Below are 14,553 nucleotides of genomic sequence, written 5' to 3' on the forward strand. Positions count from 1 at the left end.
TCGCACCTCGCACCTCGCACATTAATTTACCACTTAAATAAAAATACAGCTTTATATAAGCAATTTTTAAGCTAATATACCTATTAATAATGGAATAATTCCACTAGCAAACCAGCCTATAAATTCTAAATACCGTCAGTAAATTGACGAAGCTTTCATGAGGTACGATTTATGTTTAGGGCATATGCGCATTTTTCTGTTAAGCACCCTATTCTTCATACAGCTAACTTATTGTTAACTATAACTATATTTATTATTAGCAGCTATCAATTACTTGCTAATAATGCACTAGAATACAGTATTGGTCTTCTCGTGCTTTCACTACCTCTCATTGTTTTTGCCAAAGCCTCTGACTATAAACGTAAATACATTAGTTCAAACAACTAAAACTAGAAACGATTTTTTATCACATTCACTAAATTTAAAACATTTTTTCTCAAGATTATTAACAGCTGAAAATTTAGTGTAAAAGAGTGAAAATTAAGCAAACATAAAAAAGGCATCCATCGGATGCCTTTTCTTTAACTATGACACTAAATGCACCAAATGGTGCCAAAGGTTCTTCACAATTTGTTGGTCTGCCGGATTCAGCTCCGACTGCGCTTCAGACAAGCTGCTTTCCACTCGTTCATTCATCGCCGTTACCGTATTTTCGCCATCACGCTCGCAGTTGGCGGCCGACAACGAGATATGCCCGCGCAGGTAGCCACCCGCAAACAGTTCGTCATCAGATGCGGTTTCAACCATCTGGTCAATCAAGGTAAGTAGTGTTTCTTCGTATTGATGGATCATGGTTTTCTCAGCTTATTCAGTTCAATTTGCTATCAAATAGGATGCTATAGGTGCCCGGCATCTAGATGGCATCAATGGGTGCCATAGCGGGAAAATCAGCAGGTTGCAGCGGTGCAATACCATAATGCTCGCGCAACACATCAGACAGGATCTTCGCCCTTTGCGGCATTCCCTCGGCTAAATAACGTAATACCTGCTCTCGTACCTTGTTGGTAAAACCGACGCGGTCAGGTTGGCAGCTGCCGCTCAGATTATCACAGCTCACCTGAAAGCGAAAACCACAGCTTGCCGCCAGTATCCACTCTACGGCCTGTGGTTTTACCTCGACCTTTTCGAACTCGGCCTGTACCTGTTCGCTACGACCATCGGGCTCGTACCAATAGCCATAGTCCTCAAGCAAACGGCGCTCGGCTCCGGCAATACACCAGTGGGCTATTTCATGCAGCGCCGAGGCAAAATAGCCACGGGCAAAAACAACACGGTGATGGGGATGTTCGGCATCAGCAGGGAGATAAATCGGCTCGTCGCCGCCAAGTACCAGCTCAGTATTGAAGCTGGCAAGGAAACAGCCATTAAATATGGCCATCAAATCATGGTTACTGTGTTCAATTAAGCTAGGTTGCATTGAGCTACTTTCTTTAGGCTGGTTTTTGCTACGCCGACTCACGCATGGGGAGCAGGCTTTATTTATTATTGTGGTGTTTGATTCGGTCACCGGCACCACGACCAATGGCGGTTTGCAAGATATAGCCGAAATAGGCCTTGAGGTTGAAGGTCGTGATCATTTCTTTGTCTAGCTCTGCCAGCTGGCGCGGCTGAGACATGTCGACACCGTTGATCTGTGCCAGCCCGGTGATCCCCGGCAGCACTTGGTTGACACCGCGCTGCTCGCGTTCGTCGATCAGCTCCTGCTGGTTAAACAAACACGGGCGTGGCCCAACAAGGCTCATTTCGCCCTTTAGCACGTTAACCAGCTGCGGCAACTCGTCAATCTTGGTTTTACGTAAAAACTGACCGAGCGGGGTCACAGCGTTGGCATCGACCATGTGGGTTGCCACCGAGGCGGTGGACGGATGCATGGTGCGGAACTTATAGAGGTTGAACGGACGCTGCAATCTACCGACACGCTCTTGAACAAAAACCGGAGCGCCGGTTTCCTTGTATCCCAATATCCAAACAATGACCATTACCGGCGACAGGACAATCAAACCACACAACGCCATTGTCCAATCCAACATACGCACTAGGCCACTATTCATTACGACTTCTCACTAATTTCAGACATCATTTGCTCTAGCCCCTGCTGCATTGTAAATGGCGGGGTCCAATTGAGTGCTTCTTTTACCTGTCTGATATCCAATTGTAAAGAGCCGCATAGGCGTTCGCCGATTTGGGGCCGACCCAACAGGCGAGTTGCCCCAAGCAACCACGACGGCGGCACGGGTATAAGGCGAGAGGGTTTGCCCATTGCAACAGCGAGTTGCTTGAGCAGGTCGGTGGTTGATACATCATCGTCATCAGAAACAAGGAAGGTACGGTTGGCGGCCGCATGGTGGGTAAGGCTCAGGCAGATGACATCTATCAAGTTATCGATAAAGATAAAACTGCGGCTATTATCTACCGCCCCCAACGGCAGCGGGAGCCCCTTTCCGACCCAGTTCATCAAGGCGGCGAAATTGGCTTTGACACCCGGCCCATAGACCAGTGGCGGCCGGATCACCACAACCTCCATGCCCGTTTGCTCGGCCAGCTTGCGCAGACCTATTTCAGCCGCCTTCTTGCTGATAGCGTAGGGATCATCAGGGGTTTCATTGGCAATATCTTCGCGCAACGGACAACCTATTTGAGAGCTCTCACCACACACTTTAGCAGTACTAACAAAAACAAACCGCTTTACGCCCGCATTGGCCGCCGCCTGCGCCAACGAAAGCGTGGCATCGGTATTGACCTTGGCAAAAGCAGCCACAGGATCGCTGGCCGTATCTTGCATCTGGTGAACGCGCGCGGCACAGTGGACGATCCAATCTTGCCCCTCAACGATCTGGCTATAGTCATTTTCGCCGGAAAAATCACATAATAGTTGATTATTGGAGGGACGAGATCGGACTGTCCCCGTAACATGGTGGCCTTGTGCCTGCAGGGCCACTGCCAGACGGCGGCCGACAAACCCATTACTACCAGTAACTAAAATTTTTTTCGCCAAACTTATATACCGAAATTAATAACTTAACGAGCATTATTATACTCTACAACCATTACTGTACAGCTAATTATAAACCTATACCCATGAAAACTTTCAAGAAAACAGTTAATAACCACATGTAATATATAAGATTCACATAAACGCATATAATTACAGCCAATAAATACCTTAATCACAAGTAAAAACAAAATCATGAAAATCGGCAAATATTTATAACCACTGACAAGTAAGCAACTGATAAATAATATTTATATTAGATTTCGTTCAAAAAAAAGCAATTAAGAAAATGCTACTATAAACTTATAATGTAAGTTAAATTGGACATCAAAGAACAAAAAACAATGCATGAAATACAATCAACATTGGCATTTTTATTCGCAATTTGAACTATATTCCCTTAGAATATCCATATTAACCTATGAGAATTATTCGCAATAACGATAAACATCATATTTAAATCGCACAACAGCATTTTATTGCTAAGAATTATATTGCAGCTCGATTTTATTTATTGGAGCTTACTATTTTGTCACATTAATTCTGGCAGTAAATTTATGAAAAAATTGGTGTTAATAGCTACTCCACTCGTAAAGTTCGGCCATTTATTTATGTTCACACCATTAAAACTGCTTCTTCAAGCAGAGCGCAAACAGAAAAGAATGATCACCATTACCTACGATGTAGCGGCTCTAACGCTGTCTTTATATCTTGCGGTAGTGATCCGCCTCGACACTTGGACATTCGATCTTAATCTTCCTGAAGTTTTCAGTGCGATCGTCACCATTGCCATTTCGATCTTCGCCTTCATGCGGTTCGGACTATACCGAGCAGTACTGCGTTATATGATGATCCCTGCTCTGGGCCACATCTTCGCGGCGATCATGATTTCGGCTTTTGTACTTTCGCTGTGCGGTTTCTTCTTCCAGTCGTTCGTACCGCGAAGCGTACCGTTTATCTATGCCGGAATTGCCTTTTTGATCCTCGGCGGGCCTCGGATTCTAATTCGTACCGTCTACTATCATTATCATCGCCGCAAGAAACCCAATGTGTTCATCTATGGGGCGGGATCAACAGGCCGCCAACTGGCCTACTCGCTGATCAACGGCAATGAATACCACCCGGTGGTAATTCTCGACGACGACCCGAACAAAGTCGACCAGATCATTTCCGGATTACGGGTACATCACAGTTCTGATTATGCCAAACTACAGTCGCTCTACGAGCCGGTAAAACTACTGCTGGCGATTAACAATATTTCCAAAGAAAAGCGCCACCAGCTGATCGAGAAATGTGCCGCCTACCCGATTGCAATCCAATCGGTGCCTTCTATCGAGGATATTGCCGCCGGTCAGGCGCGTCTCGATGAAATCAAGGATCTGAGTATTGGGGATTTGCTTGGCCGTACCCCGGTAGAGCCGATCGAAGAGTTGCTTACCCGCCATATTACTAACAAGTCTGTGATGGTGACCGGTGCTGGCGGTTCAATTGGTTCGGAACTGTGCCGCCAGATAATCAAACAACAGCCTTCAACCTTAGTGCTGTTCGAGCTCAACGAATATAACCTGTATACGATCGAGCGCGAGATCCAAGCGATCAAGACCTCGATGAAGCTCAACACCAAGATTGTCGCCGCACTGGGCAGCGTACAGCGCCAGAACCGAGTGCAATACCTCATGACCCACCATGAGGTCGAAACGGTATACCACGCGGCAGCCTACAAACATGTTCCGCTGGTTGAAGACAATATTGTCGAGGGTATCCGTAACAATGTGTTCGGCACCTTCTCGGCCGCAGAAGCGGCGATTGCCGCCAAGGTGAAAAACTTCACCCTGATCTCAACCGACAAAGCGGTTCGCCCTACTAATGTCATGGGGGCCAGCAAGCGCATGGCCGAGCTGATCCTTCAGGCATTGGCCGAGCGCCAAGACGAGACGACATTTACGATGGTTCGCTTTGGTAACGTGCTGGGCTCTTCCGGTTCGGTTGTGCCCTTGTTCAAAGAGCAAATTCGCCAAGGCGGCCCAATTACCGTGACCCACCCAGATATCATCCGCTACTTCATGCTGATCCCCGAGGCGGCGCAGCTAGTGATTCAGGCCGGGGCAATGGCCCATAACGGGCAGGTTTTCGTGCTGGACATGGGCCAGCCGGTCAAAATTCTCGATCTGGCCAAGCGGATGATCCGCCTGATGGGCAAGGAGCCGTTCGATCCGGAAGGTACGCCGCTCGACAATAGCATAGAAATTGAATTTTCGGGATTGCGCCCCGGCGAGAAGCTCTATGAGGAGTTGCTGATCGGCGAAGACGTGACCGGAACCGCCCACCCTTCGATCATGACCGCCAAAGACGACAGACTCAGCTGGGCCGAGATGGAAATACTGCTGGGAGAGCTGGACACCTTGTGCCACAATTTCGACCTTGAGGCGATTAAGTTGGTACTGCTGACGGCCCATACCGGGTATACACCCACCCAGCCCCCTGCAATTACCACGGTTCAGCCCTGCCAGACGCTGCATTAAAAACGGTAAATTCGGCAGTATAAACATACAACAACATCTTACCGATAACCGTGCCTTCGTATATGATTCTGGTTACCCGCCAGAGTCATTGCGCGGGCTGACAAACTAGCACATTGCAAATACTTGCACGGTCAACTCGGCACTTTATCCACTAAGCGACAGAACAATCAGCCCTATGATTTACATCAGCATAATCAACCATAACCATGATGAACTCCTTGTTCGCAATAAAGAGCTGGTGACTATTGCCCTAACATATACGGTTATTATCAAATCGAACACCAAAGCGAGCGCGGCGCTAACCGAGTTTGCCAAACGCTGCAATATTCTCCTGCTTGACGAGCATCATCAGCTTGGATTTGGCGAGAACAACAACTACGTATTCGAGTACGTTAAGCGCACCGCTACGATTAACGAGGAGGATTACTTTCTGGTGATGAACCCTGATATCACCATCACATTGGCCGCCCTGTCGCAACTTGAGAGCCATGCCCGCCGTCTAGGTTCGGATATCTATACCATCAACCTGTTCCATGACGATGCGTTCAGCATTCCTGAGCTATCAATCAAGTCATTTCCCCTACTTAGCGGCCCATTCAAAGGTTTGATAAGCCGAAAGAAACGCTCAGATGCCTACAACAAAGCGGCGATCGATGCCCCTTGCGATGTTGATTGGGCGGCCGGTTCATTCCTGCTCTTTGATATCACCGTTTTTGAGAGTCTGGGTGGTTTCGATAAGAAATACTTTATGTATTTTGAGGATGTCGATATTTGCAAACGGGCCCATAACCACAACTACCGGCTGACCTATCTGCCCGATATCAAAGCAGTTCACAAAGGGGCCTATGCCAACCGGAAGATCTTCTCCAAACATTTCTGGTGGTACGTCAAAAGCTACCTGACCTACCATTTATCGACGCTGACAACACGTTAAAAAACAACCCCTGCAAGCACGACTTGCAGGGGCTGTTTCTATTCATGACCTGTATTCAAATCAGGATCTGGCGTTTGACGCTCACGCTACTGGGCTTCGCGCGTGCTCTGGGTGAGGTTGTATTTTTCGATCATCTCATTTAGAAGGAACAGCGTCCCCATAATAAGCATCACTTCAAACACAAAATCGACCCGCCACGTTGAGGCGTAAACCGTTGGCGAGAAACCAATCATAACGATACTCATTGCCGCGAACAGCGTTACGATAATCGCACCGACAATGTTACGGCTACCGTTGAGCAAACCCACCAGCAAGGTCAGCACCGAGCTCATCGTGACAAGAACAAATGCATAGCAGATATACATATGGCTTCTTACGATGACATCCGGGTTAATCTCACCTCGATAGAACGAAATAATGCTCGAGTTTGGCTGGTATGGGAATGTCTGTAGGTGAAGCAGCGAAAACACGATAAACGCCACAATCACTGACATTGACACCTTCTCTGCCACGGCAATATTTTTCTTGGTTGCCGTCAGGCAGACGGCCAACGCAAGGAAGACAAGCAGCGGCCAGTTATGCGGCATGGTAAAGGCTTGGTAGAGCTTGTCGTAGCCAAGCATGACTTTTTCTACAAAGCCGTAATCCATATATTGCGGATACCAACGCCATACTTCGGTTGAAAGCCGATTGTAATTGCCTGGTGCCATGAACAACACCGCAGCATTCGCCAGCGACAGCAACAAACCCAACAGTTTGAAATGATTATATGACTGAATCAACAGCAATACTGCCGTGATGATAAAGATAATCACAACCTGCTCTTGGTAAGAGAAAATGAAAATCGCAAGCAAAGCGAACAATTTGCTCGCCCCGCAGCTTTTCTCATCAAGCATCACAGAAACGGTAAAGATAGCCAAAGACAAGGGTAGCAGGTAATTATAAAAACCGGTTACCCAAATAATCGCCTCGGAGCTAATCAGCGGTGGTATGATCGCAATCAGCATCATTGCCAACATGACCCAATACACATTGACGGTTTTGAAGGCAATTTTGGCCATGGAGTATGATGCCAGCAAAATAGAGGCCGGAAGCAACAATGTCCACACTATAGGGCTATTGATGGTGGATACCATTAGCGCATCAATAATGATCCGTCCTGACCAGCTTACATATCGATCCAGCCCCCAATCAATAAGGTTTGTCCCGTGGAGAACGCCGGTAAAGAAAGCATCATCCCCCCAGTTCAACAGCTTGACATTGAGCCCGATACCTAACAAGTACAGTACGATCACAAAAAGGGCGGCTAATTTCCCTTTGTTATTCGCAAATATATGATGCACTGTAAACATCTCCGTTGGTAATTTTAGACACAATTTTAATCTTCAATGCCGTATTTGATGGCATGCTATTCACTCGCTGCGCCGCCTTGAACCCGGATAAATCATACAGATTGCCAGAATCAAAATAGCTACTCACATCGGGGCGCGAGGTATGCCGGGTAAACATCTTGGTATATTTACCGTCTTCCTGCTCAAGGTAAACATCGGTTTTGATATGCTTCTCACCACCTACCAATGCCCAGCCGGAAACCGTTACCCTGTTTTTGACAAACTGGCATTGGTCCACATGAAAATGGGTTAATGCTTTGTCTGGCTGAAGGTCATATTCCTTGCTCGGATTCCATGTTTTAAATGCAAGCAGCGCAAACAATACCGATATGACAACCATTCCCATGAAAAAATAATTAACAGACTTACTGCTCATATAAAGCCTTTATTTCTTAAGGATATATTTCGGGCGGCGCTTAGTTTCCATATAAATTCGGCCGACATATTCACCAAGCACACCAATACCGATAAGCTGTACGCCACCAAGAAATAGAATTGAAACCAGAAGGGAAGGATAACCCGCCACCTCGTTGCCCCAGATAAGCTTGTCGATAATCATCCAAAAGCCATAGCTGAATGACAACGCCGCAATGGCAAATCCAATGTACGTCCACACTCGGAGCGGCAGGGTCGAGAAACTGGTGATCCCTTCAAGAGCAAGGTTCCACAATTTCCAGCCGTTGAACTTGGTGTCACCGGCAACACGCTCGGCACGGGTATACTCCACAATGGCCACATTGTTGCTGGCCCATGACAGTACCCCTTTCATGAACAGGTTGGTTTCTGTCAGCTGCTTGATATTTTCTACCACGTCGCGTGACATCAGGCGGAAATCACCAACGTTTTCTTCAATCTTGGTCTTGCTGATCTTATTGTGGAAACGGTAGAACCATTCGGCCGTTTTACGCTTTAGGTAGCTGTCGGACGAGCGGTCAACGCGCTTGGCAAGGACCACGTCGGCCCCTTCCTGCCATTTGGCAATCAACTCAGGAATAACCTCGATCGGATCTTGGAGATCAACGTCGATTGGGATAATGGCGTCCCCTTCGGCATGCTCTAGACCGGCGAATAACGCAGGCTCTTTGCCAAAGTTACGGGTGAATGACAATGGCTTGACCAAATCATCTTGCGCGGCAAGCTCGTAGATCAACTTAGCCGTGTTGTCTGAGCTACCATCATCAACGAAAATGATTTCAACCAACTCGTCTTTTAACGTCTCTCGCACTGTACGATAAAAAATAGGAATGGCTTCCTCTTCATTAAATACAGGCACAACGAGTGAAATTTTCATTATGATTCCTTAAAGACAACAAATTTAGAGAAGATAAAGCCCATTACTAGACTAATAGCAGAAAACGTAATGAGCGTAACAATGGCAGGAAGTTGAACCCTCTCCCCAACATAACCAATAGTCAGCGCCATCAGGCCCATAAAACTTGTATAAATTAAATACTTTACAAATGAAGGATCCCGACTGAACGTATATTTTGCATTAACCACAAATGAGAAAGTCACAGCAACGGCAAAAGCGGTTAAATTCGAGATTCCTTGGTCAAAACCAATACTTAGTGCGATATAAAATACCAACCAATGGATAAGTGTATTGACGACTCCAACAGAAATATACCGCCTGAAAAGTGTTTCTATCGATTTACTGGAGGATGATATGTGCATTTTTTAGTTCGCTTGATTGAAGGGAGCTGATTCTACCCCAAAACCCCATCATCCCCTAAGGGTATGAGCCAATCTATCCTGGCATGTTATTAGAGAGGGCAGAAGCGACTCATTCTCAAAGATGATTAGTTAAATATCGTTTTTTTACAATGATATAGCATAAAGCAGATTAGTTATAAAACCCAATGCTTATCGTGATAGATATCGCGTAATATACCCCCTCTCATCCAAGATTGCCCTTAAATTATTTCCCAATTTTGTTATAATTATAGTAATTTTTTTAGTGAAATCCCCCATCTCGAGATGGCGTTTTTTTAATCATTTAGGGCTTATATTTTGAAGATTTTGATAACTGGTGGTGCGGGCTTCATTGGCTCGGCTGTTGTGCGTCATATCATTGAAAATACTACAGATTCAGTTGTTAACGTCGACAAGCTGACCTATGCAGGTAACTTGGAGTCACTGACTAGTGTTGAAAACCACGAACGCTATGCCTTTGAACAAGTTGATATTTGTGACCGCATTGCACTTGACCGCGTGTTCGCCGAGCACAAGCCGGATGTGGTGATGCACCTGGCCGCCGAAAGCCACGTAGACCGCTCTATTGACGGGCCTGCTGCGTTTATTGAAACCAATATCGTGGGGACTTACACCCTGCTGGAAGCCACTCGCTCATACTGGGACCAACTGGACGCGCCAGCCAAAGAGGCCTTCCGCTTCCACCATATTTCTACCGATGAGGTCTACGGCGATCTGGAAGGTACCGACGATCTGTTCACCGAAACCACATCGTATGCTCCGAGCAGCCCGTACTCGGCATCAAAAGCATCGAGCGACCACCTGGTGCGCGCATGGCTGCGTACCTACGGCTTGCCGACCGTGGTGACCAACTGCTCGAACAACTACGGCCCGTTCCATTTCCCTGAAAAACTGATCCCGCTGATGATCCTCAATGCGCTGGACGGCAAGGCGCTGCCGGTATATGGCGACGGCATGCAGATCCGCGACTGGCTGTTTGTTGAAGACCACGCCCGCGCCCTGTACACCGTAGTGACCAAAGGCGAGATCGGCGAGACCTACAACATCGGCGGCCACAACGAGAAAGCCAATATCGAGGTGGTGAAGACCATCTGCACCCTACTTGAAGAGCTGGTGCCGAACAAACCCCAAGGCGTTGCACGCTACGAAGATTTGATCACCTATGTGACCGACCGCCCAGGGCATGATGTCCGCTACGCGATTGATGCCACCAAGATTGGCAAAGAGCTGGGCTGGCTGCCGCAAGAGACATTCGAAACGGGGATCCGCAAAACCGTGCAATGGTACCTAAACAACAAAACATGGTGGAGCCGCGTTCTTGACGGTTCGTACAGCATGGAACGTTTGGGCAGCAACCAACAGGGCAACCAAGGCTAAGGACACAACATGAAAGGTATTATTCTTGCTGGCGGGTCAGGTACCCGCCTGTACCCGATCACGCGCGGCGTATCAAAGCAGCTATTGCCCGTTTACGACAAGCCGATGATTTACTACCCGCTGGCTACCCTTATGCTGGCGGGGATCCGCGATGTACTGGTTATCACCACGCCGGAAGACAACGAGTCCTTCACCCGCCTGCTGGGCGACGGCTCTGATTTCGGGATCAACCTGCAGTATGCGATCCAGCCGAGTCCGGACGGCCTCGCTCAGGCCTTCATTATCGGCGAGGAGTTCATCGGCGATGACAGCTGCTGCCTGATCCTCGGCGACAATATCTTCTACGGCCAGTCGTTCTCCCGCACCCTGCGCAATGCCGCAGAGCGCGAACACGGCGCGACCGTGTTCGGCTACCAGGTGAAAGATCCCGAGCGTTTCGGCGTCGTCGAGTTCGACAGCGAAATGAAAGCCGTATCGATTGAAGAAAAGCCAACCGTACCCAAGTCAAACTATGCGGTCACCGGCCTGTATTTCTACGATAACCGGGTGGTCGATTTTGCCAAGCGCGTTAAGCCTTCTGAGCGCGGCGAGCTTGAAATCACCAGCATCAACCAGATGTACCTTGAAGACGGCTCACTGAACGTCGAGCTGCTCGGCCGCGGCTTCGCATGGCTGGATACCGGCACCCATGAAAGCCTGCACGAGGCGTCGTCGTTTGTTCAGACCATCGAGAACGTTCAGGGCCTCAAAGTCGCCTGCCTTGAAGAAGTGGCATGGCGCAATGGCTGGATGACCAACGAGCAACTGATTGAGAAAGCCCAGCCAATGCTAAAGAACGAATACGGCCGCTACCTGCTGGCATTGTCCGCCGAGAAACGCCCGGTGTAAATAACGCGACAACACGCATCGCGGCCAACTAACCCCGCGGTGCGTGACCAAACAACAAAGGGTTTCCGAATGCTGAAAGTACTCATTACCGGTTGCAACGGGCAGGTGGGCAGCCTGCTGGTAAAACAGCTGACCGGCAAAGCCGAGCTGATGGCTGTTGACCGCGACCAGATTGATATTACCGACGAGCAGGCCGTATTGGATGCAGTAACTGCATTCAAGCCTGATGCCATCATCAACGCCGCGGCCCATACCGCGGTGGACCGTGCCGAAGAAGAGGTTGAGCTGTCTTACCAAATCAACCGCGACGGCCCGCTGTACTTGGCTCGTGCTGCCGAGCAGGTAGGGGCGGCAATCCTGCATATTTCAACCGACTACGTATTCTCTGGCGACAAGGACGGGGTTTACAGCGAAACCGATCTGACCGCGCCGCAAGGCGTCTACGGCGAGAGCAAGCTGGCTGGCGAGCAGGCCGTTGTCGCGACCTGTCCACGCCATATTATCCTGCGTACCGCTTGGGTGTTCGGCGAAACCGGCAACAACTTTGTCAAAACAATGATCCGCCTTGGCCGCGACCGCAACCAACTGGGAATTGTCGGTGACCAGTTTGGCGGCCCGACCTATGCCGGCGATATCGCCGCGACCCTGATCGCCATTGCCGAGCGCTACAAGGCGGGCACCGATGTGGCCTGGGGGATCTACCATTACGCTGGCCTGCCTAGCGTGAGCTGGTTTGAATTTGCCAGCTACATTTTCGATGCCGCCAAAGCGCAAGGCGTACTTGAGCATATTCCGGCACTGAACAGCATCACCACCGCAGACTACCCGACCCCCGCCAAGCGCCCAGCCAATTCGCGCCTATCGATGGACAAGATCGGGGCGGAATTTGGCATCGACGCCTGCGATTGGCAAAAAGCCCTGACGGATATTCGCCCTTACGGCATCTGATAGATTGACTGCGCTCGGCTCTGCCCGGGCGCCTTTGCAAAGAGAATAGACGATGAAAGTTATCGATACCGCCATTGCGGACGTTAAGATTATCGAACCCGCTGTTTTTGGTGACGAGCGTGGTTTCTTCATGGAAACTTGGCAGCAGGAAAAATTCTGCCAACTGGTAGCAGAGCGTACCTTTGTACAGGACAACCATTCGAAATCGAAGAAAGGGATCCTACGCGGCCTGCATTACCAGACCGAGAACACTCAGGGCAAACTGGTTCGCGTCGTATCAGGCGAAGTGTATGACGTTGCGGTTGATGTACGCAAAGGCTCGCCAACATTTGGCCAGTGGGTTGGCGTACTGCTTTCTGCCGAGAACAAGCGCCAGCTATGGGTTCCTGAAGGCTTTGCTCACGGTTTCTATGTGACAAGCGAAGAAGCAGAGTTCGTCTACAAGTGTACTGATTACTACAATCCATCTGCCGAGCACTCAATTGCTTGGAACGACCCACAACTGGCGATTGAGTGGCCGCTCGACGGCGAACCTTCTTTGTCTGCTAAAGACGAAGCAGCACTGACATTGAACGATAGCCCTTGCCTGTAACTTGCCCTGACAACGTTAGGCCCCTATCTTCCGCGGTATGAGAGAAATAGTTTGAGTAAAACATGGTTGTTGGTGCTAGGAATGCACCGTAGCGGTACCAGTGCCCTCTCTGGTGAGCTTGATGCTCAGGGAGTTTGCTTTGGTGACGATTTCATTCAAGACATTGAAGCTGTCAATCAAAAAGGATTTTTTGAAAACCGAGAGTTGGTGGCGATCAATGAGGAAATTCTCACAGAACTGGGCCAAAGCTGGTTCTCGTGTTTCGATTTACATCACAGGTTAGGTAACTACCAACTCAATGAGTCTCTCAAGCAGCGGATGGTGGGCTTGCTAAAGTCAGAGCAGTTTGCCGAGCACCATTATTGCGGCCTCAAAGATCCGCGATTGTCATTGCTATTGCCGATTTGGCTCGATGTTATCAATGAAATCGGCGACACAGCCTGCGCCGTCGTTATGAATCGGGATTGTTCGCAGGTTTCTCGTTCATTGAAAACCAGAGACCAAATGACCCCCCTACACTCTCAGTATTTATGGGAGTACTATACGATCGCGGCCGTGGAGCATAGCCAAAATCTGGCTCGTATCTGGGTTGAGCATCGTCATTTAATGCAAGACACAGTGGCGGTAATCAACCAGATCTTTGCTGAACTAACGATATCTCTATCCTGCTCGGCGGCACAATTTGTCGAGCCGAAAATATCCCGGCATACATCGGTACAGCCACCGCTTTCTGTCGATAGCCTAAATCAGCGCATTGCTGCAGCAGAAGCGCCGCTTGATGACATCCAGTGGCAGACAGAATGGCAAGGATTACTTGATAATATCGCGGCCAACCCGCTATTTATCGCCAATATGACGGAGTCGTTCAGCCGCCTTAACCTCGCGATTGCCAAATCGATAGAGGTCGGCGAGATGCACGACTATGCCATCAGTGTTATTCGCGAGCGGGACGCCAAGATCCAAGAGCTGAACCATACCATCGAAGAAAATGGCCAGTACACCAGCCACTGCCACGATGTTATCGCAGAAAAGGATGCCGGATTAGCCTATTACGAGCAAGAGACCCGAGACTTGAAAGCTCAAATTGAGTCTCTGTCGGAAACCACTGCCGCTCAGCAAGAACAACTAGACACTCAGCAGATACTGCTAGACAAGTGGCCAATTAAGAACATAGCTAAAATTTTTTATAAGTGAGT

At 48.7% G+C, this 14,553-nt stretch carries 15 protein-coding genes; 7 read left to right on the forward strand and 8 right to left on the reverse strand.

Features of this window, described 5'->3' with window-relative positions; translation table 11 throughout:
• Positions 1-525: 525 nt before the first annotated feature.
• The 4 genes from ABT56_RS09720 to ABT56_RS09735 all read right to left on the reverse strand — a co-directional run bounded on the left by ABT56_RS09720 (position 526) and on the right by ABT56_RS09735 (position 2,995).
• Complete coding sequence (locus tag ABT56_RS09720; protein ID WP_047878681.1) at positions 526-792, reverse strand: YfcL family protein; 267 nt, start codon at positions 790-792, stop codon at positions 526-528.
• A 61-nt stretch (positions 793-853) separates the two neighbouring features.
• A complete protein-coding gene (locus ABT56_RS09725) occupies positions 854-1,402 on the reverse strand; it encodes an elongation factor P hydroxylase (protein WP_047878894.1) in 549 nt (182 codons plus the stop codon).
• A gap of 73 nt (positions 1,403-1,475) precedes the next feature.
• Positions 1,476-2,051 carry a sugar transferase gene (locus ABT56_RS09730; protein ID WP_047878682.1) on the reverse strand — a complete coding sequence of 192 codons (576 nt, stop codon included), beginning with the start codon at positions 2,049-2,051 and terminating at the stop codon, positions 1,476-1,478.
• Positions 2,051-2,995 carry an NAD-dependent epimerase/dehydratase family protein gene (locus ABT56_RS09735; protein ID WP_240478289.1) on the reverse strand — a complete coding sequence of 315 codons (945 nt, stop codon included), beginning with the start codon at positions 2,993-2,995 and terminating at the stop codon, positions 2,051-2,053. Before ABT56_RS09735 ends, ABT56_RS09730 begins: the two co-directional genes overlap by 1 nt.
• Before the next feature lie 608 nt (positions 2,996-3,603).
• Between ABT56_RS09735 and ABT56_RS09740 the strand changes: the two genes are divergently transcribed.
• On the forward strand, positions 3,604-5,514 hold the full coding sequence (locus tag ABT56_RS09740) for a nucleoside-diphosphate sugar epimerase/dehydratase (RefSeq protein ID WP_047878895.1): 1,911 nt from the start codon (positions 3,604-3,606) through the stop codon (positions 5,512-5,514).
• A 175-nt stretch (positions 5,515-5,689) separates the two neighbouring features.
• The gene (locus ABT56_RS09745; RefSeq protein ID WP_047878684.1) at positions 5,690-6,448 is read left to right on the forward strand and encodes a glycosyltransferase family protein; all 759 of its coding nucleotides are present in this window, start codon (positions 5,690-5,692) and stop codon (positions 6,446-6,448) included.
• An 86-nt stretch (positions 6,449-6,534) separates the two neighbouring features.
• On the opposite strand, the gene ABT56_RS09750 is transcribed toward ABT56_RS09745, so the two are convergent.
• The 4 genes from ABT56_RS09750 to ABT56_RS09765 are packed head-to-tail and all read right to left on the reverse strand — an operon-like array spanning position 6,535 to position 9,513.
• A complete protein-coding gene (locus ABT56_RS09750; protein WP_047878685.1) occupies positions 6,535-7,791 on the reverse strand; it encodes a hypothetical protein in 1,257 nt (418 codons plus the stop codon).
• Positions 7,769-8,215, reverse strand: coding sequence for a hypothetical protein (locus tag ABT56_RS09755; protein ID WP_047878686.1), 447 nt, complete (start codon positions 8,213-8,215; stop codon positions 7,769-7,771). The genes ABT56_RS09750 and ABT56_RS09755 overlap by 23 nt, the downstream gene beginning before the upstream one ends.
• 9 nt (positions 8,216-8,224) lie before the next feature.
• Entirely contained in the window at positions 8,225-9,130 is a 906-nt protein-coding gene (locus tag ABT56_RS09760; RefSeq protein ID WP_047878687.1) for a glycosyltransferase family 2 protein, read from the reverse strand.
• On the reverse strand, positions 9,130-9,513 hold the full coding sequence (locus tag ABT56_RS09765) for a GtrA family protein (RefSeq protein WP_047878688.1): 384 nt from the start codon (positions 9,511-9,513) through the stop codon (positions 9,130-9,132). The genes ABT56_RS09760 and ABT56_RS09765 overlap by 1 nt, the downstream gene beginning before the upstream one ends.
• Positions 9,514-9,849: 336 nt before the next feature.
• Between ABT56_RS09765 and rffG the strand changes: the two genes are divergently transcribed.
• The 5 genes from rffG to ABT56_RS09790 all read left to right on the forward strand — a co-directional run bounded on the left by rffG (position 9,850) and on the right by ABT56_RS09790 (position 14,551).
• Positions 9,850-10,929, forward strand: a complete 1,080-nt coding sequence (gene rffG / locus ABT56_RS09770; protein ID WP_053062436.1) for a dTDP-glucose 4,6-dehydratase — start codon at positions 9,850-9,852, stop codon at positions 10,927-10,929.
• A 9-nt stretch (positions 10,930-10,938) separates the two neighbouring features.
• On the forward strand, positions 10,939-11,817 hold the full coding sequence (gene rfbA, locus ABT56_RS09775) for a glucose-1-phosphate thymidylyltransferase RfbA (RefSeq protein ID WP_047878690.1): 879 nt from the start codon (positions 10,939-10,941) through the stop codon (positions 11,815-11,817).
• A gap of 72 nt (positions 11,818-11,889) precedes the next feature.
• Positions 11,890-12,765 carry a dTDP-4-dehydrorhamnose reductase gene (gene rfbD, locus ABT56_RS09780; RefSeq protein ID WP_047878896.1) on the forward strand — a complete coding sequence of 292 codons (876 nt, stop codon included), beginning with the start codon at positions 11,890-11,892 and terminating at the stop codon, positions 12,763-12,765.
• Positions 12,766-12,817: 52 nt separating this feature from the next.
• Positions 12,818-13,357, forward strand: coding sequence for a dTDP-4-dehydrorhamnose 3,5-epimerase (rfbC, locus tag ABT56_RS09785; RefSeq protein ID WP_047878691.1), 540 nt, complete (start codon positions 12,818-12,820; stop codon positions 13,355-13,357).
• 51 nt (positions 13,358-13,408) lie between these two features.
• A complete protein-coding gene (locus ABT56_RS09790) occupies positions 13,409-14,551 on the forward strand; it encodes a sulfotransferase family protein (protein ID WP_157037808.1) in 1,143 nt (380 codons plus the stop codon).
• The last annotated feature ends 2 nt before the right edge of the window (positions 14,552-14,553 follow it).

The organism is Photobacterium aquae, assembly GCF_001029445.1.
GTDB lineage: Bacteria > Pseudomonadota > Gammaproteobacteria > Enterobacterales > Vibrionaceae > Photobacterium > Photobacterium aquae.

Excerpts from the sequence above, each read along its gene's own strand:
- ABT56_RS09720 (WP_047878681.1), bottom strand. The coding sequence starts at position 792 with ATGATCCATCAATACGAAGAAACACTACTTACCTTGATTGACCAGATG.
- ABT56_RS09730 (WP_047878682.1), bottom strand. The coding sequence starts at position 2,051 with ATGAATAGTGGCCTAGTGCGTATGTTGGATTGGACAATGGCGTTGTGT.
- ABT56_RS09740 (WP_047878895.1), top strand. The coding sequence starts at position 3,604 with ATGTTCACACCATTAAAACTGCTTCTTCAAGCAGAGCGCAAACAGAAA.
- ABT56_RS09745 (WP_047878684.1), top strand. The coding sequence starts at position 5,690 with ATGATTTACATCAGCATAATCAACCATAACCATGATGAACTCCTTGTT.
- ABT56_RS09755 (WP_047878686.1), bottom strand. The coding sequence starts at position 8,215 with ATGAGCAGTAAGTCTGTTAATTATTTTTTCATGGGAATGGTTGTCATA.
- ABT56_RS09760 (WP_047878687.1), bottom strand. The coding sequence starts at position 9,130 with ATGAAAATTTCACTCGTTGTGCCTGTATTTAATGAAGAGGAAGCCATT.
- ABT56_RS09765 (WP_047878688.1), bottom strand. The coding sequence starts at position 9,513 with ATGCACATATCATCCTCCAGTAAATCGATAGAAACACTTTTCAGGCGG.
- rfbA (WP_047878690.1), top strand. The coding sequence starts at position 10,939 with ATGAAAGGTATTATTCTTGCTGGCGGGTCAGGTACCCGCCTGTACCCG.
- rfbC (WP_047878691.1), top strand. The coding sequence starts at position 12,818 with ATGAAAGTTATCGATACCGCCATTGCGGACGTTAAGATTATCGAACCC.